20 protein-coding genes and 1 pseudogene are annotated in these 25,508 nt (G+C 41.8%); 18 read left to right on the top strand and 3 right to left on the bottom strand.

The window, feature by feature from the left end; translation table 11 throughout:
* The first annotated feature begins 184 nt into the window (after window positions 1-184).
* Window positions 185-466, top strand: a complete 282-nt coding sequence (locus AC58UU_RS33405) for a hypothetical protein (protein WP_497321837.1) — start codon at window positions 185-187, stop codon at window positions 464-466.
* A gap of 512 nt (window positions 467-978) precedes the next feature.
* Complete coding sequence (locus AC58UU_RS33410) at window positions 979-2,448, top strand: putative glycoside hydrolase (protein ID WP_497321838.1); 1,470 nt, start codon at window positions 979-981, stop codon at window positions 2,446-2,448.
* 121 nt (window positions 2,449-2,569) lie between these two features.
* Here AC58UU_RS33410 and AC58UU_RS33415 read toward each other — a convergent pair whose 3' ends face one another.
* A complete protein-coding gene (locus AC58UU_RS33415) occupies window positions 2,570-3,664 on the bottom strand; it encodes a hypothetical protein (RefSeq protein WP_497321839.1) in 1,095 nt (364 codons plus the stop codon).
* Between the two features lie 506 nt (window positions 3,665-4,170).
* Between AC58UU_RS33415 and AC58UU_RS33420 the strand changes: the two genes are divergently transcribed.
* The 3 genes from AC58UU_RS33420 (at window position 4,171) to AC58UU_RS33430 (ending at window position 7,410) form a co-directional block, all read left to right on the top strand.
* Window positions 4,171-5,529 (top strand): ABC transporter substrate-binding protein, encoded by a 1,359-nt coding sequence (locus AC58UU_RS33420; RefSeq protein WP_497321840.1) that lies wholly within the window; start codon window positions 4,171-4,173, stop codon window positions 5,527-5,529.
* A 99-nt stretch (window positions 5,530-5,628) separates the two neighbouring features.
* Entirely contained in the window at window positions 5,629-6,507 is an 879-nt protein-coding gene (locus AC58UU_RS33425) for a carbohydrate ABC transporter permease (protein WP_497321841.1), read from the top strand.
* Window positions 6,508-6,576: 69 nt separating this feature from the next.
* Window positions 6,577-7,410, top strand: coding sequence for a carbohydrate ABC transporter permease (locus AC58UU_RS33430; RefSeq protein WP_497321898.1), 834 nt, complete (start codon window positions 6,577-6,579; stop codon window positions 7,408-7,410).
* Here AC58UU_RS33430 and AC58UU_RS33435 read toward each other — a convergent pair.
* The gene (locus AC58UU_RS33435) at window positions 7,400-8,311 is read right to left on the bottom strand and encodes a helix-turn-helix domain-containing protein (RefSeq protein WP_497321842.1); all 912 of its coding nucleotides are present in this window, start codon (window positions 8,309-8,311) and stop codon (window positions 7,400-7,402) included. The genes AC58UU_RS33430 and AC58UU_RS33435 overlap by 11 nt on opposite strands.
* 118 nt (window positions 8,312-8,429) lie before the next feature.
* On the opposite strand from AC58UU_RS33435, the gene AC58UU_RS33440 reads away from it, so the two are divergent.
* From AC58UU_RS33440 to AC58UU_RS33495, 12 genes and pseudogenes are all read left to right on the top strand, one after another.
* On the top strand, window positions 8,430-9,698 hold the full coding sequence (locus tag AC58UU_RS33440; protein WP_497321843.1) for a hypothetical protein: 1,269 nt from the start codon (window positions 8,430-8,432) through the stop codon (window positions 9,696-9,698).
* Between the two features lie 60 nt (window positions 9,699-9,758).
* On the top strand, window positions 9,759-10,727 hold the full coding sequence (locus AC58UU_RS33445) for a hypothetical protein (RefSeq protein ID WP_497321844.1): 969 nt from the start codon (window positions 9,759-9,761) through the stop codon (window positions 10,725-10,727).
* Between the two features lie 316 nt (window positions 10,728-11,043).
* Window positions 11,044-11,292, top strand: a pseudogene (locus AC58UU_RS33450) (transposase); the annotation flags it as partial.
* Between the two features lie 404 nt (window positions 11,293-11,696).
* Window positions 11,697-12,836 (top strand): peptide-methionine (S)-S-oxide reductase MsrA, encoded by a 1,140-nt coding sequence (gene msrA / locus AC58UU_RS33455; protein WP_497321845.1) that lies wholly within the window; start codon window positions 11,697-11,699, stop codon window positions 12,834-12,836.
* Between the two features lie 68 nt (window positions 12,837-12,904).
* Entirely contained in the window at window positions 12,905-13,186 is a 282-nt protein-coding gene (locus AC58UU_RS33460) for a hypothetical protein (RefSeq protein WP_497321846.1), read from the top strand.
* 1 nt (window position 13,187) lies between these two features.
* Complete coding sequence (locus AC58UU_RS33465; RefSeq protein WP_497321847.1) at window positions 13,188-13,376, top strand: hypothetical protein; 189 nt, start codon at window positions 13,188-13,190, stop codon at window positions 13,374-13,376.
* Window positions 13,377-13,468: 92 nt separating this feature from the next.
* Window positions 13,469-13,732: a hypothetical protein gene (locus AC58UU_RS33470; RefSeq protein ID WP_497321848.1), complete on the top strand. Its 264-nt coding sequence runs from the start codon at window positions 13,469-13,471 to the stop codon at window positions 13,730-13,732.
* An 88-nt stretch (window positions 13,733-13,820) separates the two neighbouring features.
* Window positions 13,821-15,041 (top strand): metallophosphoesterase, encoded by a 1,221-nt coding sequence (locus AC58UU_RS33475; RefSeq protein ID WP_497321849.1) that lies wholly within the window; start codon window positions 13,821-13,823, stop codon window positions 15,039-15,041.
* 325 nt (window positions 15,042-15,366) lie between these two features.
* Window positions 15,367-16,116 (top strand): class I SAM-dependent methyltransferase, encoded by a 750-nt coding sequence (locus tag AC58UU_RS33480; RefSeq protein ID WP_497321850.1) that lies wholly within the window; start codon window positions 15,367-15,369, stop codon window positions 16,114-16,116.
* 364 nt (window positions 16,117-16,480) lie between these two features.
* Entirely contained in the window at window positions 16,481-18,520 is a 2,040-nt protein-coding gene (locus tag AC58UU_RS33485) for a Na+/H+ antiporter (protein WP_497321851.1), read from the top strand.
* Between the two features lie 455 nt (window positions 18,521-18,975).
* Window positions 18,976-19,485 (top strand): GNAT family N-acetyltransferase, encoded by a 510-nt coding sequence (locus AC58UU_RS33490; protein ID WP_497321852.1) that lies wholly within the window; start codon window positions 18,976-18,978, stop codon window positions 19,483-19,485.
* An 85-nt stretch (window positions 19,486-19,570) separates the two neighbouring features.
* The gene (locus tag AC58UU_RS33495; protein ID WP_497321853.1) at window positions 19,571-19,693 is read left to right on the top strand and encodes a hypothetical protein; all 123 of its coding nucleotides are present in this window, start codon (window positions 19,571-19,573) and stop codon (window positions 19,691-19,693) included.
* A 148-nt stretch (window positions 19,694-19,841) separates the two neighbouring features.
* Here AC58UU_RS33495 and AC58UU_RS33500 read toward each other — a convergent pair whose 3' ends face one another.
* The gene (locus tag AC58UU_RS33500; RefSeq protein WP_497321854.1) at window positions 19,842-20,507 is read right to left on the bottom strand and encodes a hypothetical protein; all 666 of its coding nucleotides are present in this window, start codon (window positions 20,505-20,507) and stop codon (window positions 19,842-19,844) included.
* Between the two features lie 736 nt (window positions 20,508-21,243).
* On the opposite strand from AC58UU_RS33500, the gene AC58UU_RS33505 reads away from it, so the two are divergent.
* Window positions 21,244-25,203: an S-layer homology domain-containing protein gene (locus AC58UU_RS33505; RefSeq protein ID WP_497321855.1), complete on the top strand. Its 3,960-nt coding sequence runs from the start codon at window positions 21,244-21,246 to the stop codon at window positions 25,201-25,203.
* Window positions 25,204-25,508: the final 305 nt, after the last annotated feature.

A 25,508-nucleotide genomic window follows, 5' to 3' on the forward strand; every position in this document is an offset into this window, starting at 1 on the left:
TAAAGGGACCATATATTCTGATATTAAGAGGATTAAACTAACGGAAAACGATAGTGTAACACTGTTTACAATGATTGGGAATCAAGAGTTGAATAAGTGTCATCGGACAGACGCCACCGCAGTAAACAATTGATTTTAAAAGGTTCCCCTTTTGGTAATCATACAATAAAAGGGGTGTTTTATATTGTGGATTATAAAAACAGAACACAAAAGAGATGAAGATGGTGGAACTGTAGCTCTAGAACTGGAAACCGATGATAAGCGTCTTGATGTTAATGTTAGATGGGATGGTTGTACAGAAATTCACGTATATTCAGTTACAGAAGAAAATCGTGAACTTAAAGATACCTTTCATACGTGTGATTTAAAAGGATTTATTGATACGTTGCAGACCCTTGATAAAGTTTGTCAGGATTACTTTGGTGAGGGAAGTTATTGGGAACGGAAAAAAGATTCAGAGGAATAGTGCACGTGTAGCATAACAATAGGATATTCCGTTAATGACCCGCATAATGCGGGTTTTTGTTTTTTGTTCGGATAAGTAGGGTGTTGAGCTATTCCAGCTAATAGCTTGTCAATATTTAATTATTAATGGCGGATTCATGAGGTAGTATACTTAAAAAAGTGCATGGGAAATAGCCGTCCCGCAAAGCACGGAAATATATTCTATATAATTCCATTTTGTGCTGCTTACTCTAAACGGAATGCTTCGTGCTTAGTTATTTTATTTATGGTTGCTGCAAACCGAAAGATGGAGTGCGAATATTATCCTCAACTCATTATCCAATAACGTTTTAGCTAACGAGGAACTTTAGTGCAGGAGCTGCTTAGACGGCTCTTTTTTTATTTATTGTACAACGAGCAGCATAGTTTAATCGCTTCGCGAATATTTCAATTATTGAGTATAAAATTTCCCGTTATTACCAATTAAAAATAACTATTAGAATTGAGTGATTTTGGGAGAAGGGGGAGAACATCGTGAAGAAACAAGGTCTTATTTTTATTTTATTATTTTTAGTGCTCTCGTTGTCAGCTTGTTTGTCGTCAAAAGTCGCTTTAAACACGCCGAATCCATCGGAACCGCCATCAACGTCTGCACCAGAAATCACGCCCACAACCACACCCATACCTGCGCCATCGCCCTCAGATTCACCGCTCGCGGTGTCGCCAACACCTGCAGCAAGTCAAGCACCTGCATTTGATCCCCCAGTACACTTCGATTATCCAGATGCAGTTCGTGCAATTTATGTAACAGGTTGGTCAGCTGGGGGGAGCCATATGTCTAAACTTCTATCACTTGTTGATAACACAGACCTAAATGCAATGGTGATAGATATAAAGGATGATGACGGGTATATCACATTTAAACCTGAGGGCAAATTTGCAGAATTTGGCCAACCTTACATAAAAGATCCCCAAGCACTCATGAAAACTCTTGAACAGCATAAAATTTATCCTATCGCACGTATTGTAGCCTTTAAAGATACGGTTTTGGCGAAAAAACGTCCAGACCTCTCTTATTTAGACGGCAATAGTGTTTGGCGTAATGGAAAAGGTGACGGGTTTATCAATCCATTCCTTCAACAAACATGGCATTATAATGTTGATGTTGCAAAATTAGCTGCAGAACTTGGGTTTAAAGAGATCCAATTTGACTATGTTCGATTTCCGGAAGGCTTTGAAAGTAGGGACAAAGTTCTTAAATATTCATTGGGTGATTACAAGGATAGAAAACCAACTAAGATTATGCAAGAAGAAAAAGATTATACTGAAGCCTCTAAGAAATATCAAGACGATTTGACTTCTTTACAAATAAAGTTGACAGATGCTACAAATACCTACAATTCAGCAAAAACCGATGAAAATAAAAAAGCAGTGGACGATGCTCAAAAGAGCATGTCTGATCTAAAAAAACATGCACCCCAAGCACCGGATTTTAGCGATAAAGCACGTATGACACAGCTCCGTGTTGATGCTATCAGCGACTTTGTCGCATATGCCAGAGAACAACTAAAGCCGTATAAAGTAAAAGTGTCTGTTGATATCTTCGGATATACGGCTACATTGCCTGAAGCTCCAGGTATCGGTCAGAACTTTAACCGCATTTCTAGCTCAGTAGATGTAATTTCGTCTATGATTTATCCAAGTCATTGGTCTAATGGTTATTTCGGAATTCCAAAACCAGATAAAGAGCCCTATAGACTTGTTACCGAATATATGAAGGCTGAAAAAGAGAAGTTTGCACAGCTCCAGACTCCCCCCTTATCACGTCCTTGGATTCAAGATTTTACAGCAAGCTGGTTAGGTGCTGGCAATTATATTAAATATGGCAAGGCTGAAGTAGATGCACAAATTAAAGCATTAAAAGATGCTGGTGTTAATGAATACCTTATCTGGAATGCTAACAATTCCTACACAGAAGGTGTAACCTATATACCAGTTGAATAACACAAAAACAAGGCTGCCGACAGATGATCTGAGGGCAGTCTTGTTATATTCAACTCTAACAAAACAAGAATTTGTTGTATACGCATTATCCAATATATACAGGTCAGGCATTTGAAATGCACTACTCAGACACGATGCCTGAGTTGGCGAATAGGATTGCCTCGGTGGTCTCCCAGAGCTTGGGTAGGATCTGCATGACGTCCTCTGCACGACGGATGAAGGAGTCGGTGGAAGTGATACCGAGGTCGGCGATGATAGCCTCAAAGTCTGGAGCGAATATACGTTGCAGGTCCGGTGTGGCGTCTGCGGCCAAAATCTTGTGGCAGCGAGCAAAGGTTGCGACGATCCAGAAGACCGCTTCACGGTGGTGGCCGGTCCGGATGAGTTCACGGCTTCCGTCGATTGCAATGGGTCGTGTTGTGGCAGTGATGTCAGTGCTGAAGAAGAAAGGTGTTTTGGCCGCGGTCGCAGCGGCGTCATATACGAGTTCGAGCTTGGCGAGATGCTGTTCGATGCGCTCGGGGGTCAGATGAGCGCAGCCTAGCAGCTTCAGCAGATCTGGGTAGAGATCAGCGTGGCCGTATTCCGTAAGCACGTCGCGTGCGGCTAGGTAGCGGAGCCGAACAGTAGGGTTACGAAGTGCGGCCAAAAGGAGGACGTGCGTTGTTACGCCGGTCGGGAATAACCACGCCGTCACCAGGTCGTGCAACGGTGCAGAAGTATCTATGGCTTGCAGTGCGTTCTCTATCTTCTGCCGAGCGTTCTCACATCGGCGACGGACCCACACTCGCTCAGCAAAGTGACGAGATACCTGTGTTTGCAGTCTGCGCAGATCTCCGGTGGGGTCAGCTATGATCGAATCCACGCGGAAACTGCCTGCAAGGTGATAGGACGTCAGAACTTTATCGACCGAGGCGAGCTCGTTCCAAGACAAATACGTGGCCTCCACAAGGATGCCGTCGTAGATGAACTTCCCAAGTTTGAGCGGGGGCTCAGCCTGTGTGGTAACGATCACGACATCGATATCGGAGGCTGCCGACAACTCAGCGTCATCAGGCAGCCCTACCGTGGAGCCGCTGAAATACGCCCCATGGAAACAAGTTTCTAGGCTGGCGTGTTGCATGACCCATTCAGCCGCTGCTGTTCGTGCAGACCCGACTTTCACAGAAGCTTGTTGAAGCTTATGACTTAACTTTATTTCGTTATGTTTCGCCAAGTGAATACCTCCAATGACTAATTTTTGAACGCCTGCATACAAGTCTAACTTTAAAATGAGGATTGGGCTCCTATGAATATTAACGCTGCAGTAACTGTAGAAGAAAAACAATAGTTAAGAAGTCATTAGTTCATCTATTTAATAATAAGAGTATAGCATTAGAATATAGAATATGAGATGTAGCTCCTTGGTATGATGTTTAAGAGTCAAAATTCCATTGTAAATTGAATATGAACCAATTTCATTATTCTTAAGGTTAACTTTTTTGACATTTTTTTCACTGATTTTGTCGAATAGTAGCGAGTGAAAATTCCGCATTAATCAGCAAAATACGACGATTATATGATGGGGAAAATAATATATGATAGATCAAAAAAATCCATCTACTATTCGGGAAAGTTCATTGAAAACGCTATCATCATATTCTAAAATATGTTTAACTCATAGCAGTCCAATTTATTCCAGTGGTTTTATATCTAATTATGTGAGAGGAGTCGATTGGAAGAATGGTAAAGAAAAAAACGTGGGGGATAACAACCAGCTCCGTCCTGACGCTAACAATGATTCTTACAGCTTGCAGCTCTTCTGCACCGGCAGGCGGCAAGACAGCAGATGCAACGAAGGGACCAGCGCCTAAGGCTGGAAATGGAGAGGTTATCAAATTAAAGTGGAGTACTTGGGGTAATCCGGGAGAGTTAAAGCGCTTTTACGAACTGACAGATCAGTATAACAAAGATCATCCGAATGTGAAATGGGAGCTGGTAGCCGTGCCGAACGACGGCTACGAAGAGAAGATCATTACTCAACTGCAGGGTGGTACTGCGCCAGACGCATTTTATGCTGGAGATCAAACTGTCGTTAAACTCATTAGTAACGGTTCAATCGAAGAATTGACGCCATTGATGAAAGTAGGCAATGGACCAATCAAAGCCGAGGATTTTGCCGAAGGATTATGGGGCGGTTCGAAGAAAGGCGATAAAATATATGGAATCACAGTTGACTGTAATCCGTTAGTCATGTACTACAACAAGACAGTATTAACCGAAGCTGGTATCACCGACGATCCACAGAAATTGTACGAAGCAGGGGAGTGGAATTGGAAGAAGCTACAAGAGTTAACGGAAAAGCTAAAGTCTAAAAATAAATATGGTCTTGTACTTGAAGATTGGTCATCCCCGGTTTATTCATGGGTAACGTTAAACGGAGGTAAAGTTTACGATAAGCCACAGGATGGCAAATTCATTGGAGATCAGGACCCGAAAACGGTAGAAGCATTCCAATATCTTGCGGAAAACACAAAGAACAAAAACTTCGTATTCTCAGGTTCACTTCCAAAAGGACAAGGCCCAGATGCTATGTTCATGTCGAACCAAGTCGGATTTGGAATTGCTGGTCGTTGGTGGGTTCCGCAGTTTAATGCAAACACTTCTTTAAAATACGACATTGTCCCACTGCCAACTAACACAGGCAAAAAAATGGAACCAGCTGGCATTCCAACAGCGTACATGGTTATGAATAAAAAGACAGCTCATGCTAAAGAGACTTATGAGTTTCTATCTTACTTTGTTTCCAAGGATGGTCAAAACTTCCGTCTTAAAGGGGGAAATGCAGTTCCTTCGATTAGCGGTGTAGATGATCTCGTATTGGATAAGAATGCACAGCCGGCACATGCTCAATATTTCCTCGACGCTCGTGAGATTGGTTATGCCCTATGGCCTTCCGAATCAGGTGTTCCTGGAGCTTCTGATATTGTGAAAGATAACTACGACCTCTTGTTGTTAGGCAAACAGGATGCTCAAACGACATTAAAGAAAATGAGCGAAGGTGTTAATAAGAAGATCGACGAAGTAAAAGCGAAAAAATAGGATGCATGTACGGTAATGTATGACATGAAGGAGGGAAGGATGCTTGTATTCCGTCCCTCCTTTTTATTTTTTTGAAACCATTTATATGGGAGGACTTGCATGAACCGTAAACGTTCTAATACATTCTGGGGGTATTTCTTTATTGCCCCACAATTAATCGGACTGCTTTCCTTTTCGCTTATCCCTCTGATCACAACCTTTGTTTTAAGTACATTAGATTGGGATGGATTTCAGCCTGCGACTTTTATTGGATTTAATAATTTCAGTTACGCCTTTCATAATCCTGATTTCCAAAAGGCACTAGTGAATACCCTTTATTATTCCTTACTAACGGTCCCAATGGGTATTTTTCTTGCGATATTGGTCGCTGTTGCTTTGAACAAAGTGAGATATCGTGTTATGTATCGGTTGTTTTTCTTCATGCCAGTAGTTACAAGCTCTGTCGCTGTCGCGATTGTATGGATGTGGCTGCTCAATGGTGACTTCGGTATCATCAATTTTCTGCTGCATAGCTTGTTCGGCATTAAGGGTCCACAATGGTTGACCAACTTGAACCTCGTCCTGCCATCCTTGGCGATTGTGAGCATTTGGCAAAAATTAGGTTTTAATATGATCATTTTTCTGGCTGGTTTACAAGGAATATCCAGAGATTACTATGAGGCTTCCATGATCGATGGTGCATCAAGGTCACAGCAATTCTGGAAAATTACTGTGCCCCTTTTGTCGCCAACTACCTTATTTGTTACCATTATTGGCATTATTGACTCGTTTAAAATCTTTGATACGGCTTTCGTTATGACGAGCGGTGGTCCAGCAAAAGCTAGTTATACGATTGTGTATCATTTGTACGAGCTAGCCTTCAAAAACTTTCAATTCGGACGCAGTGCGGCAGCGGCTACTATGCTTTTTGTTATCATTTTGATTTTCACCATTGCACAGACCTATATTTCACGCAAATGGGTCCATTACGCGGATTAAGGAGGATTTCGCATGAAAACGGTAAATCAGAAATTAGTTCCAGCAGGAACAGTACCCAGTAAACAAAAGATTAACCATATAGGTAGTAAAATATCAACCATCCTTCTGCATGTTCTGTTGATTCTAGCCTCTGTAGTCATGTTTGGCCCGTTTTTATGGATGGCATTCAGCGGTTTAAAAGACTTAGCCCAAATCTTTCAAGTACCGCCGACCTTATTTCCGAATCCATGGAGATGGGAGAATATTAGCCGATCTCTAACAGCTATGCCATTTGATAAGGCATACATAAACAGTGCTTATATTTCTGTGATTGTGGTACTGAGTCAATTGTTAACATGCTCTATGGCCGCTTTTTCATTTGCTAAAATTGATTTTCCCTTTCGTAATGCTCTCTTTATCCTGTTTCTTTCCATGTTGATGGTTCCCGAACAGGTTACGATCGTTCCACTATATATCATTTTAAAAAATCTCGGCTGGCTCGATACGCATTTATCCCTAATTGTTCCGGATGCATTGTTCAGTGCTTTTGGTGTATTTTTATTGAGGCAATTTTTTATGAGTATCCCACGTGACTTATCAGAAGCAGCCTATGTTGATGGTGCGAACATGTGGAAAATTTACTGGCGTATCATGGTTCCCCTCATTCGTCCAGCTCTAGCTTCGTTAGCGATAGTTTCATTCTTGGGAAATTGGAACAGTTTTTTTAAGCCCGTCATTTTCCTGAGCTCAACCGACAACTTCACCGTACCTTTGATGCTTAGTACGTTCAAGGGACTCTATGTGACTGACTGGACTTTAATGATGTCTGGTTCTGCAATTGCCGTCATGCCCGTACTGCTCGTTTATCTTGTTCTACAGCGAAATATTATCGAGGGCATTTCTATGACGGGCATTAAGGGTTAATGTGAAAATAAACATTAATCGGATACTTTTCTTCCAATCGTTCGTCAGGTACGATGTGTTGGACTCGTGGGTCAGCGTATTCTTGGCGGTATTCTGTCGCTGTCATACCGTAATAGGCGGTAAAAGCTCGTGAAAAATAATGATTCTCAGCATATCCACACTGCGAGGCGATTTCTTTAATGCTTAGTGTACTATGACGGAGCATATGAGAAGCGCGTTCTAGCCGCAGTTGAATGATCATTTGACGCAAAGGAATTCCGATGACACGTACGAAGACTCTAGTCAGGTGTTCATGAGATAACTGGCAATGGACTGCAATTTCGGCTACGGTGATAGGCTCAAGGAGCCTATTACGGATATAGGTTAATGCTTTGCTCACCACGAGCGGATAGGAGGGGTCGGTTACGGCCTCTTTTTTATTTTTTAAATATTTCATAGAGGGGATTGAAGTGTTTTTGCTTTTATTGCCCAAGTATTCAAGTTCGCTAAGCAGAGCTGATAATAAGATATTGCACCGATTCGTACCTTTCTCATCATGAGCGATGTGGAGGATCTGGCTGATTATTGCCGATAGTAGTCCACCTTCCCTAACCGGTATTACATCACAAAACATCGTACTAAAAAGCGTAGGCGCAAACCATTCACCACCACTGAAATGCAGAAAAAGATGACGAGTAGCTGCAGTTTCTCCGAAATGATAGCTGTGAGTTTCCCCTGCCTTTGTAAGGACCCAACTGGGCTGATTCAATGTATAAACTTGATCTCCATTTCGGTAGATGGTTCCATTTCCCTGAGGGAAAAACACCAACTCGTTCTCGTCTAAAATACGTGGTCCCAGCTTCCAGTTACGTCGAACAATAAAGTCACCGCAGTAGTGTAAAGTAGGCAATTTTTCATTCAATTGGAGGCACCCTTTCTGATCAAAAAAATCCATTGAAATTCTTTCTTTATCTATTGTAAACGAATTCACATTAAGAGAAAATGAAATTATTCAGCGCTCGTTATAGGAGGGAATAAAGTTGGAAATTACATTTACAGGAATTGCCAATCCACATTCAATTGGTGCTTTTGGTGTTGATGCAAACGCTAAGATACTGCAGAGATATAGGTTCATTCATGAGCGTCTTATGTTTATAAGTGCAGCTCAGCTGCCAGCACGACATAACTGGGATATCAAAACTGCGATGGGACGACACATCTATGAGGATGCAGAAGCAGCGGATCAGCTTCGTACACGTGTGAGTCATCTCCGTACGCCTCTTGCTAACGTTGGGCAGGAACCAGATCCAATTTTAACGCTGCTTATGGACGAAATTCTTCATGCTCGTACAGATTCCGAATGGTTAGCTGGTGTGTATACAGTGATTAAACCAGCGCTTATTGAAGCCTATAGGAGCCATATACAACGTACACAACAAATTGTAGATCAACCGACTATTCGTATATTACGCTCAATCCTTCTCGATCTGGAGGAACAAGTAAATTGGGGGGAAGCGGTAATTGCTCACCTGAAGAACGAGGGGGAGTGGGAAGAGGCTGGTTCTGAAGAACTGTGTACGTTATTAAAGCGATGTATCCTTGCAGCAGGTGGAATGAGCAACGAAATGAAAAGGTCTTCTGAAATACCAGAACGAATAAGATCATTCCAGGTTTATCAATTGCCCAAAAAATCGCAACGAGAAGCACGTATGGGTGAAACAACCCTTTACCGTACAAGCATGGGAATGAAATTCGAGGAGACGAATGTTGACAGACTTGTCGGTATGATGAGAGTACGTCAGGAAGAGATGACGGCGGCGGAACTGATTGCGGCTGTGTTATGGTCACAAAAAGGAATGCCGTGGGCATTCTATCGGAACTTAGCAAGGCACTTGTGGGATGAGGTTCGCCATGCGTTGTTTGGTCAAGCAGCACTGGAGGCTGAAGGGTTGAATTGGCGTTCGCGCCCGCAATATACGTCTGATTATGATATCAATATAGAAAAAATCCCGAGTGCGCAATACGCGTGGCTAAGTATTGGAATCGAAGAAGGGGCGATGAAGCGACCAGGAAAAGTAGGGGAATTTGAATTCTGCAGAGATCAAGTGAAGCATCCATTAATGACTCAGTTCCAGGATTACGATTGGGCTGATGAGGTGGTCCATGCTTCCTTCGGGCGTACATGGACTCCTGAGCTATTTGGTGAAGAACTAGGATTTATACGTGAAGTTGCGAAGCATGAGTTAGATCATTTTTTCAGTGAAGTTCGAAAGGCAGAAGAGATAGCTGCTGCAGAAGGTGAAATTTAGAGATTTTCAAACTATAACACGAAAACGGGCAGGATAGTACGTATTGAGGGAGAAATAACAATGAAAATTGTTCCAGACAGGTTTGAGTTTGGAATCGAAAAAGAATATGCAATTGTTTATAAAGAACGTGACTTCATTAGTTACTTATTAGCATCACAACAGATTATAAATAAAATAAAGTCTATGACGGATATTCATGAAAATCTAGTAAAAAAAGTGGGTTATTTGTTTAGAAAAGGCTGGGAGATACATCCTGAATATTCCAATGCTTTAATAGAAGTCGTATCTCCTCCTTACACTTTGGATAGTTTTGATGAAATAATTGATGGTTTTCAAGTTTTTGAGGAAGTTGTATGTAATTTGTTAATAGACTTCAAAGAAAAAAACACAAATCTAAAAGGAGAGATTTTATTAACTGATAAATTTAGTTCTTCGACAGATACATTCATTAACTTTAAAAAAGAAAAAATCACTGATATTAAACAAATTATACTTACGGATGAGGTTGTTACTTTTCTAGGAAGTGAAAATCTAATTCCCAATTCCTTTAAGAAAATTAATGATTTAAATTTACTTTATGCGGGGTTTATTTCTACTCATGTTACACTACATCCTAAATATTGTTCAAGATGGGACATTAAACATGAGGCAGAATACTTTTGGAGCTTATTAGATCTTCTGTTTTTGTCTGAATATGATATAAATGACAGTACCTTTTATTATAAAGGTACTGATGAAATCCGGTGTTCAACAACACCCCGAAGCGAACTAATATCATGGGCGGATAGTACAAGTATCTTCTATGAAAAAAATATTAAACAAATAATGGAAGGCGATGCTCAAGAGAAAGTTGATACGTATAATCTTTTTTTAAATGAACAACACAAAGGAAATCGAACTTATTTAGCAAAAATAAAACACATTGAAGAATGGACATTATTTGAAATTAGAAGGTTTCATAGTGGAATATCAATTAACTATATGAAAGAATTTTTATTAAATGCAAGTAAGATTATAATAAACCCATAAAACCAAACACCAAGAACACCACGTATTTGTGGGCTTTCTTATTAAGCTAACGAAAACGATAGTTGAATGAGACTGTATGCAATGTTTTGAAAGAAGTACTTCAAAATTAATTTGTAATTCAGCATTTTTAATCAACCCCACCACTTCAAAACTGTATTTGTATTTTATTTTTAAGAAAAAAGCCAGCAAACCCTTGAGGAGGCCGCTGAAAAAGTCCCCTTTTTGAAAGCAAAGGTACAGATATCCTCAATTTTTTTGAGGAGGCTGTACCTTTTTTTCTGTATAATTAAGGTATTAAACTTAGCGGGTGATTAGGATGATTAAAAACCAACAGACGATGATTTTAAGCCCATATATGGAGATTTACAACTTGGTTGTTCCCAAGGATAATTTACTGCGACAAATTGAAGAGCTCGTTGACTTCTCGTTTGTTTATGAAGAACTGAAGAATAATTATTGCCTAGATAACGGTCGAAACGCCATCGACCCTATTCGTATGTTTAAATATTTATTGTTAAAATCTATCTTCGATTTATCCGATATCGACGTCGTAGAACGCTCGAAATAAGCAAGCTGGATTCATTACGCAGAGAACAAACCTATTTGGAATGTGAGGATATAATTAGAACTTCTTTACAAGAGGTCCGACTTTCGGTAAGGGTAGGCTTATTTGTTATTACGGAAGGTACAGTCGTTCAATATAATTCATGGGCATGACTTTTGGCATAGAGCGTGAGATTTATCATGCTTTGGCGACCAAATGTTCTGCCTTTTTCTTTGTAAATACATGACTTTCCATAGATTTGCTTCCGTTCTTTTCTTGTTACAATCCAAGTGTAAGAAAAATAAAGGAGGATAAGTGAAAAACTAACGCGTTCATTGGATCTTTTTTTGAAATTAATTGTTTATTGAATAACTAAGAGTGGGGATGCACCGTCCCCAATAGATACCACGGAGGTGGAGGGGAAATTGAAAATAAAAAAGAGTAAATTAGTTGTGTTAACCAGTGCCCTAATAGTCTTTACTGTTTATTCCTTTTACAGTTCGTTTCACAAAAAAGAAATAGTGAATGCTCAAGAGGTTTTAACTACAGTTAATGAAAATTCGAGCACGCCTTACGAAACCGCTATTTTTGCTGGTGGTTGTTTCTGGCATATGGAAGAGTCTTTCGAAAAGCTTGACGGTGTCTTGCGTGTTGAAAGTGGTTATACGGGAGGACATAAGGAAAATCCCACCTATGCAGAAGTGGGTTCTGGAACTACAGGACATCTCGAATCGGTGGAGGTTCGTTATAACCCGAATCAGATTACGTATGATAACCTCCTTCAAGTTTTCTGGCAAAACGTTGATCCTACGGATGCAGACGGTCAATTCGTTGATCGTGGCGATGAATATCTATCCGCTGTATTTTACAATAGCAATGAACAGAAAGAGTTGGCTGAAGCATCCAGAGATGCATTAGTAGCATCAAAAAGGTTTAATAAACCGATTGTAACTAAGATCTCATCTGCATCAACGTTTTACAAAGCCGAAGTGGAACATCAGGATTATTATAAAAAAAGCCCAATCAGCTACAAGATAAGTGAGCTTGGATCTGGTCGCGATAAATTTTCGGATAAAACTTGGGGCAACGATCGGAAAGTGATAAATCCTGCAAAAACAGTTTTTAATAAAGATTTTAATAAGGAGGAGAAGCTGAAAATGCTGACTAAGCGCCAATACAACGTAACTCAGAATGGTATTGATGAGCCGCCATTTAATAATGAATATTGGGATAATAAAGAAGAAGGTATTTACGTAGATGTTGTCTCAGGCGAGCCATTGTTTAGCTCAAAGGACAAATATGATGCTGGTACGGGCTGGCCTAGTTTTACAAAACCTTTGGAGCCGAACAATATTGTTTTAAAACAAGCATCTGGGTTCTTTACATCGTCTACCCAAGTCAGAAGCCGTTATGCTGATTCCTTTCTAGGCGATGTGTTCAATGACGGACCCAAACCAACGGGACTGCGATACTGTATGAACTCTGCAGCCATGGAATTTATTCCGAAAGCTGATCTTGAACAAAAAGGATATGGCGTTTATACCAAGTTGTTTAATCAACAGTAACTGCGTTATCAATTGCAGTTTCATGGTTAAAATATAAAAATAATTCTAAATATAAGGAGATTGTAAAAATGAGAAAAGATTTCGTTTTCCACCTATATAATGTTGAACATGATAATTTTATGAAGCTGCTTGCTAAATGTCCAGAGGACCAACGCATGGTTATCCCTCAAGGTTTTAATACCAGCCTTTATTGGCATTTAGGGCATGTACTTCGAGTTACTGAGTTCCATGTGTTTGATCTTGGCGCACAACCAACGAGCCTTCCGCAAAAGTACCAAGATATTTTCTTTTATGGAACGAAAGCTACGGAATGGAAAGAAGAGCAACACGCAGTTGCCTGCATGGGATGAGATGATCGCTCTTTTGAAAGAACAACGCGAACATCTTTACAATACGTTCAAAGACAGACTGGAAGAGCCTGTACCAGAGAACTTCAAAAAAGCCGAAAATTTTGGAGAGCTGATGCTCACGACTGCCGCGCATTTATCCAATCATAATGGCGTTGTAGCTGCAATGCTGCAAGTGCTGCAACAAAAATAATAAGCAAAACAAAAACAGCAGTTCAAATTCTATATTTGACTGCTGTTTTTGATAAATAAACAAAAGTAGAAAAACATCATGAGGAGATTGGAATGAAAACACGATCATGGCTAATCAAATCATTATTGTTCATTGTAGTCGTCATCGGTTTATTATGGTTCAATCATAAAGTTTTGCATCTCAGTCCTGAAGGAATAAGGACTTGGATATTAACATTCGGAGGAGCTGCGCCAGTACTGTACATCTTCATTTACGCGGTACGTCCTTTGATTTTGTTTCCCGCGTCCGTTCTGATGACACCAGAGAAAATAGTCTTGGATGATAATCGAATTGCAGCTGCCCTTCGATTTACATAACCTTTAGATCTAGGGAATATTCACTTTACATTTCTTCGATAGATTGAGAGGGGGGCTTATCCCAATAAATGATAGGAGGTATTGTTTGATGAGCCATGATGAAGCAAGTAAAAGCATAAGCAGGAGGGATTTTATTAAAGTTGGTGGGGCGGGTGCGCTGGCGATCACGCTCGGATCAGTGGGTGTTCCCGTCGAATTGTTTGGCGGTGGAGAAGTACAGGCGGCAACCAACGACAATGTGAAACTGCAATTTAACTCTGACGGAAAGTTCAAAATCGTCCAGTTCAACGACACGCAGGATGACGAGAATATCGATCGGCGGACCGTGGAGCTGATGGAAAAGGTGCTCGATACCGAAAAGCCGGATTTTGTCGTCCTTAACGGCGACAACATTACCTCAGGCTGCGATACGGCGATGGCGATGAAGCAGGCGATGAATAACATTGCCCAACCCATGGAGCAGCGAGGAATCAAGTGGGCAGTAACCTTCGGGAATCACGACGAGGACTCAACTCCGAACGCCGGTCTATACGAAGAGGAAATGCTGCAATTTTATATGGCGTACAAGCATAATGTAAACCAGCCCGGAGAACAAGGGATTAGCGGGACGGGGAATACCAACCTGTTGATCCGGTCCTCACAAGGGTCGAAGGCGGCCTTCAACATCTGGCTGCTGGACAGCGGAAGGTATGCGCCGGATACGATTGCCGGTCAAAACTTTGAAGGATATCCGACCTGGGACTGGCTGCGGTTCGATCAAGTGGCGTGGTACTACGAAACCTCCAAAAAGCTGGAGGAGAAAATGGGTTATAAAGTGCCGGCACTCATGTTCATTCATATCCCGCTCTGGGAGTACCGATTCATGTGGTACGCCAGCGTGGATGGAAGGTCCGAGGCAGACCATGCTAGGGCCGTAGGAAAGCACAAGATTGTGGGGGAAAGGAACGAAGACGAATGCCCTGGTCCGATCAATAGCGGTATGTTCTCGGCAATTCTGGCCCGAGGAGATGTCAAGGGTGTCTTCTGCGGCCATGATCACGTCAATACGTACCACGGTAACTACTACGGCGTGCTGCTTGGCTATACCGGAAGCACGGGCTTCGGTGCTTACGGTTTGCCCGGCGCGAATCGGAACCGACTGCGTGGAGCCCGGGTATTCCATCTCGACGAACACGCCGAGAATGTTCTTATCGATACCCATATGGTTTTTGCCAAGGATTACGGGATCGATCTTACTGCGAACGACCAAAGTACTGAGCCCGCGCCGATCCCGGAAAACAAGAAGCAGGAGAAGATTGTGAAGCCTTAAGTAACGCTATGCGACAAGGCACCATGCGGCGCGGGATCGCCTCCCTTCTTAATGAGGTGAAATGGATGTCATTCCGTATCGTTTGAAGTAATTAGTTTTCGTGCTGGAGAAAACGCGTACCAGCTGCCAAGGGGATTTTCTGCCCTCTTGGTCACATGAAACTAGAACTTTGAATAGTGTCGGCTGATATCTAAAATATAAAGCCAAGGACACAAGGGTAGCCCGGATAACGGAACAAATGATTATTTTGCATTTGCTCCTATTCATGCATAGCCCATATCCCCTTGGCTTTTTATTGTCTCATTTTAAAGGTGGAGGACAAAATATGAACAGGTCTGAGTACAAGGATTTTTACGACAAGGTTGGAAAATTAAATGGCTGGGACTTTAGTAAATTAAGAACTACTTCTGAAGGAGAACAATGGAATTTTCTTTATGAAGTTACTCAAAGATGCAATAAGTCCTATTTATTGCTTGATATTGGTACGGGCGGTGGGGAAGCTTTAATATCTATTGCCGATGCTACATTACTTTTTGTTGGCATTGATCATTCAGAAGGAATGATACAGTCCGCTACTGAAAACTTAAAAAAATCAAATAAAACAAATATTCGATTCTTACAAATGGAAGCTGAAAATATTACGTTTCCTGAGTTCTTTTTTAATTTGGTGTCCTGTCGGCACAGTGAGTTTTATGCAAATGAAGTTTCAAAAGTGTTAGCGAATGATGGTATATTCTTAACGCAACAGGTAAGCGAAAATGATAAATTAAACATTAAACAAGCTTTCGGAAGAGGACAGGGTTTTGGAACTGATGAAGGGATCTTAAAAGATAAATACCTTACAGAGTTAGCTGAAGCTGGTTTTACCCATATTCAGTCTTTTGAATATGATGCAAGGCAGTTTTTCCACACTTACGAGGATTTGGTCTTCTTTTTGAAATACACCCCTATTATTCCTAACTTCGGGCAAACTGATCATGATTTCGAAATACTTCAAAAGTTTATTGAATCAAATCAAACAGAGAAGGGAATCAAGATCAACACGGAACGCTTCATGATAGTGGCAAGGAAATAATGGGTTGTTAACGAGCACAATAGTTAAATACCAGAAGGGCTGCCGCGGCGCAGTATAACGCAATAATATTATGAGGGAGAGCATGCTTTCGAAGGAGCGACCCTAGGTTGGGTTAGAATGTGCGGTGAGCTTTGAAAATTACTGACCCAATAGAAATTCAGTCATGCTGACCACAAACCAATAAGTGCATATACGAAAAAACGGCAGTCGGTCAAATGATCGCTTGTCGTTTTTGCATGGATGGGGAAGGATTCTTTTGGGAAATATTGAATTATTACAAAAGTACGTCGTATTCTGATGGATAATATGTCCATAGTGATTTCTTAGGAGATCTATTGAACTGTTCGGGGAAGGAGATAACCGCTTGAACGTTTTTATTATTATTCTCATTCTATTGGTTCTGATTGGCGTATCGAATGTCGTGAACCGCTTCGTTCCGTTCATTCCCGTCCCACTTATCCAGATTGCATTAGGTGCCGTACTGGTGATCGTGCCTCTTGGCATTCACTTGCACCTAGAACCGGAATTGTTCTTCCTTTTGTTTATTGCCCCGTTGTTGTATAACGATGGTAAGCATACGCCGCGAGATGAGCTTTGGAAATTGCGCGCTCCGATTCTTCTTCTGTCGGTGGGTCTAGTTTTCATAACGGTGTGCGTCGTCGGATATGTCGTTCACTGGTTGATTCCTTCGATCCCTCTTGCAGCCGCTTTCGGGTTAGCCGCCATCCTGTCTCCAACAGATGCCGTAGCAGTCAGCTCTTTAGCCGGGCGGATTCATTTGCCTAAAAGCTTGAAGCGGCTGTTAGAAGGGGAAGCCTTGATGAACGATGCATCGGGTCTCGTTGCCTTCAAGTTCGCCATAGCCGCGGCGGTTACCGGTGTTTTTTCTCTACCGAAGGCAAGTCTAAGCTTTCTCGTCATCTCTATTGGGGGTTTAGTGATCGGGGCTCTGGTCGCTTTTCTTATTATCGGCATTCGTCATCTGCTGCGCCGCGCAGGACTTGAAGATGAGACGATGCACATGCTGCTGCAAATCTTGACGCCTTTTCTGCTCTATTTGATTGCCGAGGAACTTGGAGTATCGGGTATTTTGGCGGCTGTAGCGGGAGGTCTGGTGCATGCGATCGAGAACGAACGTATGGCGTTTACAATGCCGACTCTCCAAAATGTATCTAATGCAACATGGTCTGTCATTTTGTTTGTTTTAAATGGATTGGTCTTTATCCTTCTGGGTCTACAAATCCCGGGCGTATCCCGGACGATTCTAAGCGACCCGAATTTCGATAATTTCAAAGTCATCGGTTATGCCATTCTCATTTTTGTTCTGTTGTTACTGCTGCGTTTTGTGTGGACGCTTCTGTTCGCTAGAGGAGGGCGCTGGTTTGGGAATCAGAATCAAGAGGTGCCCAGCTTGCGTATGCTGACGTTAACAGCTATTTCCGGTGTGCGTGGAGCGGTGACGTTGGCCGGTGCGTTCTCCATTCCGCTTGTCCTTCAAAATGGCGCTCCCTTTCCTCAGAGAGATCTTATTATTTTTCTTGCGGCGACCGTCATTCTATTCTCGCTGTTGACGGCGAGTATCGTTCTGCCGTTGCTTGCAAAGAAGAAAAGCACAGCGGGTGATGCCGAGAGGGAACGGATGGAGCGCGATTGGCAAATCGAGGTCATGGCTGCCGCTGTGCGGGCACTCCAGAAGACCAGCACGGAGAAGAACGAGGTCGCTGTAGACACTGTGATTGGGGACTATAAACTTATGATGCAGCAGCTTGGACAAAAGGATGTCAAATGGAAACGATTCCCGCGTTTTCAGCAGGAAGAAGCAGGGATGCGCCTGCTGGCGCTGGATATAGAGCGCAAATATGTGAACGAACGTTTGGAGAACGGGCAAGTTAGCCGTGAACAGGCAAATTATTATTTGAACATGCTGGAGCAAGTAGAGCGCATTCTAGCCAATAAGCTGGATCTAGGCAAAGTCATCGTCAAGAACATTTGGCGACGCTTGAAAATGTTGATGACGTCCATCTCCCAGCCTCATCTGGTGACTAGTTACATCGAACCTGATATCACTGCGATTCGCACGCTGAAAATGCAATGCAGCCAAGCCGTCGTCGATGAATTCTCTAAACGCTGCGCCCTCCAAAGCGATGATGCAACCGAAGGCGTGCTGGATTATTACCAGCAAATGCTGGATAGGCTGCGCAGATTCACTTTCGGCTCGCGGCACAAGGATGCGTCGTTCAACGATTGCCGACGCGAGCTCCACTGGATCGCCATACAGGCGGAACGCGATGCCGTGCAAGTGTTTTTCGAGAGGGGAGACATCACGCGTGACATGGCATCCTTGCTACGGCGAATCATTCGTAACAGGGAAGCATCGCTGTATGAGCTTGAGGAGATTGGTTGATGATGAATGGTAAGAGAATGCCTGAGCAATTAGGCATTTTTTGTTTTTACCCATGCCGACAACTCTTGTAGAGGCTTCAAAAAACTTTTTATCAGATTATTTTTATTACTATAGAGACAATGAAATAGAAATAGTACCAATCTTATTTAAGATGAAAATGATTTAAAATACTCAAATGATGTATTGGATAAGTCAGTAGCCTTATCTCAAAAAATATTTGAAAAATTGCGACCATCAGTTGTTTTCTGAATTAATCCACCTTTCTAAGATTGAGACAAGTCAATGACCTCGATTTTAATGATTGTTCAACGGGAAACGATAGTAAAGGAGCTTACCTCGCGGCGGCTTCTTTTTTTGTTCATTCAAGTAACGGGTAGGATAATATGGTAATATTAGGTAGGTTGGCGGTGTTATAATTATACATATCCTATTTTAAACGTTTGGGGGCATGTACCTTGAAAGTACTAGAAACAGAACGGCTGACTCTTCGTCAACAAACAATTGAGGATGCGGCTTTTATACTTGAGCTATTGAACGATCCTTCATGGATCCAGTACATAGGCGATAGAGGCGTGAGAACCATCGATGACGCGCGGGACTATATTTTAAAAGGAGCTCTAGACATGTATGCCCGTTTGGGTTTCGGGTTTTATTTGACGGAGTTGAAGGATGGAGGCATTCCGATCGGCATCTGCGGATTGGTAAAAAGAGACTTCTTAGAAGATGTAGATGTTGGATTTGCTTTTCTTCCTAAGTTCTGGGGGAAAGGATACGCATTTGAGGCTGCTTCCGCAGTGATGTGTTATGCACAATCAGTTTTAGGGCTAAAACGCATTGTGGCAATTACCTCTGAAGATAATCATGCGTCGGCCAAACTATTAGAAAAACTGGGGTTGAATTTTGAAAGCATGATCCGATATGCGTTTACAGATGAAGAAGTCCGCTTATTTGCGATTAACGTCTAAAATGGACATTACAGAACAGTTTATTACGCTAACGCAGAACAAGAATTCAATAAAAAGGCTACCGACAGATGGGAGCGGTGATTAATTGAAAAGAATAATTATTAATGCACTTGGAGGAGCAGTTGCCTTTGGATTGATTTGGAGTTTGTTATTTGATGATAAGCAAACTATTACTCAGGCATTTATGGGGGCATATTTTATTTTGTAATTAGCATGTTGATTTCTCTTATTCCTCGAAGAAATTGAACTAATGGAAACTATAGTTGAATGAACACTCAGGATGAGGCTGCCGGTATGATCGGTGGCCTTTATTACGTTAAAGGGCAGTTTAATTAAATAAGTATTCCTTCTCAAGCCTATTTATTTTTGCTTTTCGTAAAGGTTGTGCCATCGGCGCGAAGGTAAAAATCTTGATAGCCATGCTGACCATCTTTTCCGAAAATAACGGCTGCATTAAGCGGCAATTTCTCTTCTTTTAAATAGCTCGACAGCACGCCGATTTTTTGCTGGGTATCTGCTTTCATGCTCTCTTTCCAGTTTTCCTTATGTCTGATTTCAACGACGAATGCGATGTATTCATTTTTGACATCTTTAAAATTTGGAATCGGGACGCGTGTGCTCGTGTCTCCCATCTCATTGAGCTGTACGTCTGCATGTATTTCGATGTCACTTCCAAAAATGGTTTTTATTTTCGGCGTTACTTCACTTTCGATTTGATCGCTCCAATAAGCAAAAACATATTTGTCCTTATACTGGTCTTTGTGGTCGTAGTCTTGCGAAATTTCGAACCTGACATTTCTTTTCTCTTTGGGATATGCCTGCCCGACGTACGTTTCGCTAAGTGGATTGTAATAAACGCCCTCGACAACAAACTCGATCCCATAGGTGTTTTTCAAGTGCTCAAGCATTGCTTTTTGGTGTTTATTTGACTGCCATGGGGAGCCAAATAGTGATATTTTAATGATCGCGGCAATGAGAACAACCGAAATTATTGAAACGCTAATCCAAATTCTTTTTTTCATTTTATCACTCCTTGTATTGCTATTACTAAAACATATGTAGTTTCAGTCTTTTTATTTGAGATACATCGTACCCAGTCATTGAACTAACGCAGAACGATAGTTAACATCTGAAGGGCTGTGGCGTGGCACGGGCAGAAATGCTCAATAAGATATGTTAATTGACATGCCTTCCAGAGTAAGTCGAAAGGGAAACAAGCATTAGGGATTAGCGTTGGGAAATAAAAAACAAAAGTGTTAAAAATGGAAGAATGCAATTTGGATTCTACAGAAGACTAAATTTAAAATAGTAGAGAAAAGGAAATAATTTCCTTTTCTTTTTTTACATTCATCAAACTAAGTTTTTTGAACAGCCTATTCCAAACAAAACTTATAGCCGAATCCACACACTGTCACCAGGTGGAGTCGGGACGTCTCCAATTGTGAAAAATGGTTAAAAAATGAAAATAATTTTATTTTTTAAACCAGTTTTAAACTTTCAATGATACTCTACATACTTGAGTTCAAGAATTCATTTGGAAAGAGGGATTCCTTTTTGAAACGCGCTTTCGTTGTTGGAAATTATTTACTTGTCTCATCTTCTTACGCTTTATCAGATCCTCAACAGGGGGAAGACGGGGAAATGTCATTTAACGAATTAAAGGGAGTGTATCGCATGTACAGTTTACAGTAGAACCTTTTTAACATACAAGGTCTGTTGAAAGTGAAATTTTTTAATAAAAATTATGGGAGTGTATTTATGAAATTCAAGCTGCTTCGGATCTTAACATTGATGATTATGATCGTGTCTTTATTTCCTTTCCCTGCCTCATTCGCTTCAACGGATGCTTCCCAGACGGGTATTGCCGGTGTCTACCCGGTTAAAGTTGTTTCCTCAGGAAGCTTTACAGTCGCTTTGGATGCCGGCGGATCGGTGTGGACATGGGGGGAAAATGATTATGGCCAGCTGGGAACAGGCGATATCGCCGACCACCAATACCCAGTCCAGGTTCCGATTGTCGGTTCTCCGAAAATTACGGATATTGCCGCAGGTCCGACTTACACATTGGCCCTAGACAGCCAAGGCAATGTGTGGGAATGGGGGATGCTGCCTCCCAATCCTAACAATAGCGGAAATAGCACCCCTTCGAAAGTAAATGATCTGAGCAACATCCAACAGATTGCAGCAGGTCAAACGATGGCGATGGCATTAACATCTGATGGGAAAGTGCTGACATGGGGCAGTAATTATTTTGAGGGAGAGCTGGGACAAGGTAATCAACTCTCCATGAATCTTACCCCCTCGCCAGTTGTTATTGACGAGAACAACACGGTATTGACCGGTATTAAGCAAATAGCTAAAGGCAATCTCGCCTCATATGCTTTAAAGGGCGATGGAACCGTATATCAATGGGGTTTGACAGATCTTCGAAATTTTACGACATCTTCCATAGCGACTGCTGTCAACGGCATTTCTGGAGCAACCGCAATCGTATCTAACCCGAATGCCGCATTCGCGTATGCCGTAACAAACAGCGGTGTCTTCGCCTGGGGGCAAAACAGCCGTGGGCAAATGGGTACAGGGAACACCAATGATTCCTATACCCCCGTACAGGTGACATCTTTGAAAGACAAAAGTTTGAAATCGTTAAGTGTCGGTAATAACCATGTGCTCGCATTAATGAACGATGGCTCTGTTTGGGGAATAGGCGCTAACTATCGTGGTCAACTAGGCGATCCTCAAATATATTGGCAAGCAACCGAGTTTACGAAAATCACAACCGTATCCAACGTAAAAGTTGCTTTTGCAGGTTGTGACAATTCCTTTTTCATCAATGAGGATGGTACTGTCGTTGCAAGCGGATCAAACTATGATAATAACTCGCACATTTATGGACTCTTGGATGTCGGTTACAATTTCGATACTACAAATAAACCAATACCCACGATTCCTTTTGCGTCATCGTACGATGTAGCGCCAAAACCATTGAAAAATGTTTCCATTCAAGTGGTTAATAATGATCAATTAAAGTTTACGTATGATATTCCAGCTTTGTCGAATTTGGACAAGATCTATTTTGATGTATTTCAGATAGGTGGAAGCACTGCAAGCCTGAGCGAATCAACCGGTAGATACGACTCGCCGTACGGTGTTACAGGAGTAACTCATACACTGGATGGTCACTTGCCACCAGGAACCTATAGTGTAAAAATCCATACCGAATATACGGGGAATCGTTCCGTGTCGGAAACCGTAACCTACGATAATAATGGCAAAGGGTATACGGTAAACCCGGGTTCCGTGACGTTAAGAGTACCGGTTAAAGAATGGAATGTGTCAACAGTGGCAAATCAATCGGTTTCGAACTCCGTTTACGGTTCTGTTTACAGTGCGCCTGTTTCTGGGGTTACAGTTACGATTGTACCTGCTGATGATTTTCGCAATACAAAGACAGCTGTCACCTCAACGGATGGAGTTGCCGTATTCAATTATCTGTATCCTGGTCTATATCATGTAGGTATTACAAAAGGCATGAACGGTGAGGTAGATGAAACTATGGTTCAGGATCCGGTTTTTGTATTCGGCAGCCAAGTTTCACATACGCTTCAGATGATTTCAAATACGCAGCCGACTAATTTTGTGTACCGGCAAGATACTAATACGCCGATAGGGAAAATTTCCGGTTATCTGTCCTGGTATCCCTCATCTACACCTCAACAAGTGACGAATTATCACTTCTATTTCGAAGGTGGAAACGGGAATAAGCTGGGCGACATGATTCTAGATACACCATTTGTTCCTGGTTGGACGAATTATGCTCCGGATGTACCAGAAACCAATATCCCAACCGGTGCAATAGGAATTCGTTTATACACCTTTGATGGTACTTCCGAGCATATCACCCCAGATTTTGTTAGTCTGTGGAATGATTCCATGCTGCCGCTGCATGCATCTATGCAAAGCACAGATTCAACCGGAAACAATTTGAACGGGACTATCAAGTGGAATGCAGCATCAAATGAGACAGGCGTATCAAACTATGTTATCATGCCTGACTTTCAGAAGGTTAGTGGCAATAATGAACGTAATGAATTTATAATTGCGGAGATACCGGCAACTGGAGCTTCTGCATACTCATTTAACTTGTCTGATTTCCCTCTCTTGGATACCTATAACTCCCCGTCAAATGCCAACCAATATATGATTGGTGTTGAAAATGTGATGGGGCAATTGTTAGGATATTTGAATTCCAACCAACAATTTGTCCCTTATACTTCAGTTGTTGCGATTACTCCTTATTCGCCTGACACGGGAGGTAACACCGGAGGCAATACAGGTGGTAACACTGGTGGCAACACGGGAGGCAATACAGGTGGTAACACCGGAGGCAACACGGGAGGTAACACCGGAGGCAACACGAGTGGTAACACGGGAGGCAACACACAATCATCGCAGCTGCAACAGAATAGTGACGGCAGCCTTTCCGTAACCCCGATAACGGTTACCGATTCTATGGGGCATAAGGTTTCGCAAGTTAGCGTGGATACGAAAACGATTCTTGATGCGTTGGATCATTTGTCATCATCTAGTGATAAAGATCAGGTGGTCATGCAAATACCATCTGACGGATGGGATGATTTCGAACTCGATTTTGAAGCGGAACTATTTAAAAAATTACTGGATAAAAACCCGAAAACGGTATTAACCATCCAGTCAAAGTTTGCAGCTTTTCATTTTCCCGCCAGCACTGTGCAAAAATCGCTTGAACAATTCAGGGTACCTTTGACTGGTGCAAATGTAAAGTTGCGTATGTCAAAGAAGAGTCTGGTAAACGATGAACTCTTGCATCAATTAGGGGTATCGTCTGTTACTACACCAATCGATAATAAGATGAACTTAATCGAAAAAAGTGGATCGAATCATACAATGGATCAGTTTGATTCTTATACGAAACACCTTTTAAACGTGCCAAGTTCATTTAGCGAAACATCGTTTAGTCATTTGGTTGGCGTGATGATCGATCCGGTAACAGGTAAATATAATCCTGTACCAGCCATATTTACGAAAGATTGGAAAGGAAATCTGCAGGCGCAGATCTATGGGAGAAATAATGCCGTCTATGCTGTTGTTCAAAATAGTAAAACATTCCGCGATGTTGAGAACAGTTATGCGAAAGATGCGATTGATACACTGGCTTCCAAATTTGTGCTAAACGGATATGAAGATGGCAGCTTTAAGCCAACTAAAACGGTGACTCGTGCTGAGTTTATCACGATGCTTACGAGAGCGCTCGGCGTCACCCCTGATACAAGTGATAGTCAACCCATTTTTAAAGACGTGAAGTCCGGCGATTGGTTCGCGCAATCCGTTGGGGCTGCGGTGAAAGCACATCTGATAAGTGGTTACTCCGATGGAACCTTTAAACCTAATGTAGAGATAAGTAGAATGGAAATGCTTCAAATGATCTACAATGCAATGTATTCGAGTGGAATGTGGAAGGAGACTGTATCCCTGGTGGATATCGACAAAATTCTCTCCCGGTATGCTGATCATGACAGCATTCAAGGCTGGGCGAAAGAAGCGATGGCTGTAGCGATAAAAACAAGTATTACAAGCGGTGTGGCGGATGACAAGCTGGCTCCTGCCATGAATGCAGATCGCGCTCAGAGTGCATCATTTTTGTATCGCATGTTAAAGAATTTAAACCTAATTAACTAATTCCAATTTCATTGCCAAAATATGAAGTAGAGGGCGATTCGATATGATAGGCATAAAATGTCAGCTCATTTCCGGCGCACTTGTATTACTGATGATGTTTGTTGCAGTGGTAAATGATTTTGACCATACTCGAGGAAGAGTGTGTTGAAGTAACGGATAAATTTAGCTGAATAAAGGACTCTATACAAGCGAAAAGGAGCTGCTGCGGCAGCTCCTTTTGACATATTCACTTAATAGGTATTGACCTAGTAATGAAGCTAAACGGGAGCTTAGTTTATTATTTATTGCTCCACGTTTTAAAAATT

The organism is Paenibacillus sp. JT22N1, from assembly GCF_059692155.1.